At 67.7% G+C, this 1,268-nt stretch carries 1 pseudogene; it reads left to right on the top strand.

From position 1 onward, the window contains the following. A pseudogene (locus EN884_RS36255) lies at positions 1-1,268 on the top strand (peptidoglycan-binding protein); the annotation flags it as partial.

The following is a 1,268-nucleotide window of genomic DNA, read 5'->3' as shown; positions in this document are numbered from 1 at the left end:
TTGCCGGCCTGTCGGCTCATCTTTCCAAGCCCAGCACCCCGCTGCCGGAATTCGAGGACATCAGCCCGCGTCTCAACGAAATTGAAAAGTCGCTCGCAGGAACCCGCGATTCCATTCTCGGCGCGGCGCGCGAAGCGGCCGAGAACGCAGTGCAATCGCTGGCCGGTTCGAGCGCCAATGCGACCGCGGTTTCCGGCCTCGCCCAGGATTTGAAGACGCTTGAAACACTGACGCGGCGCTCCGACGAACGCAATTCGAGAACGTTCGAGGCCATCCACGATACGTTGCTCAAGATCGTCGACCGGCTGGGTTCGCTCGAACCCGGCGAGCCGGTCGAGGCGATGAGCGAATTGCTGGATGCGGCACCGGCCGAGCCGAGCAACTGGCGCGGCGTGCGCCGACCCAAAATGGCCGTCGACGCGCCGTCGATGGATATCGATCAGCCCCTGCCATTGACTGGGGACATGGCAGATCTCGATGGCCGTGCCGCCGCCATCCTGCGCAATGAGCCGGGTGCACGCGGCGACCTGGGTATGCGTAGCGACCTCGGTATTGGTATTGGCACGCGCACGCCGGCCGAGGCTGCCGCGGCGGCGGCCATGGCCGCGCTCGGTTCGGACACGATCGCCGAGAAAGGCGGACAGGCCGGCGGCCGCAAATCGTTGTTCGGCGGGCTGGCCCGCGCCTTCAAGGGCAAGAAGGAGGCGGATATCCCGCCACTGGCCGGCTCAGCGCCGAGTGCCCCAATACCGAGCGTCGATCTCGACGAGCCGCTCGATCCGAAAATGGCCAACCGGCCGCTGGAGCCCGGCTCCGGCGCACCTGACCTCAATGCCATCATGAAGCGCGTGCGTGACGAGCGCGGCCAGCCGGCCAAGCCCAGCGACACCGATGCCGCGAAATCGGATTTCATCGCCGCTGCCCGGCGCGCGGCGCAGGCCGCGGCCGCCGAGGCCGATGCGCTGAAGCGCCAGTCGACGGTGACCGGACCGGTGAAGGCACTGCGGATCGGCGACCTGCTCAAGGCACGGCGCAAGCCGATCCTGATGGGGACAACCGCGATCCTGCTGGCGCTGGGCGCCCTGCAACTGGGCAAGGCCTTTTTCGCCGATCCGGCCCAGGTGGCGAGCAACGATGTCGTGCCGATCGTCGCCTCGCAGCCGATGCAAACCGCCTCGCTCGATGCCGCGAGCCAGCCAAAGACGGACGCGCAGCCCGCGGCAGTGGAAAGCGCGCCGGACCATGCCGTCAGACAGGCCGAGCCATCC

Source organism: Mesorhizobium sp. M7A.F.Ca.AU.001.01.1.1, from assembly GCF_004022735.1.
GTDB lineage: Bacteria > Pseudomonadota > Alphaproteobacteria > Rhizobiales > Rhizobiaceae > Mesorhizobium > Mesorhizobium ciceri.
The sequence above is the reverse complement of the archived record's forward strand: the minus strand, read 5'-3'. Positions and strand labels throughout refer to the sequence as shown.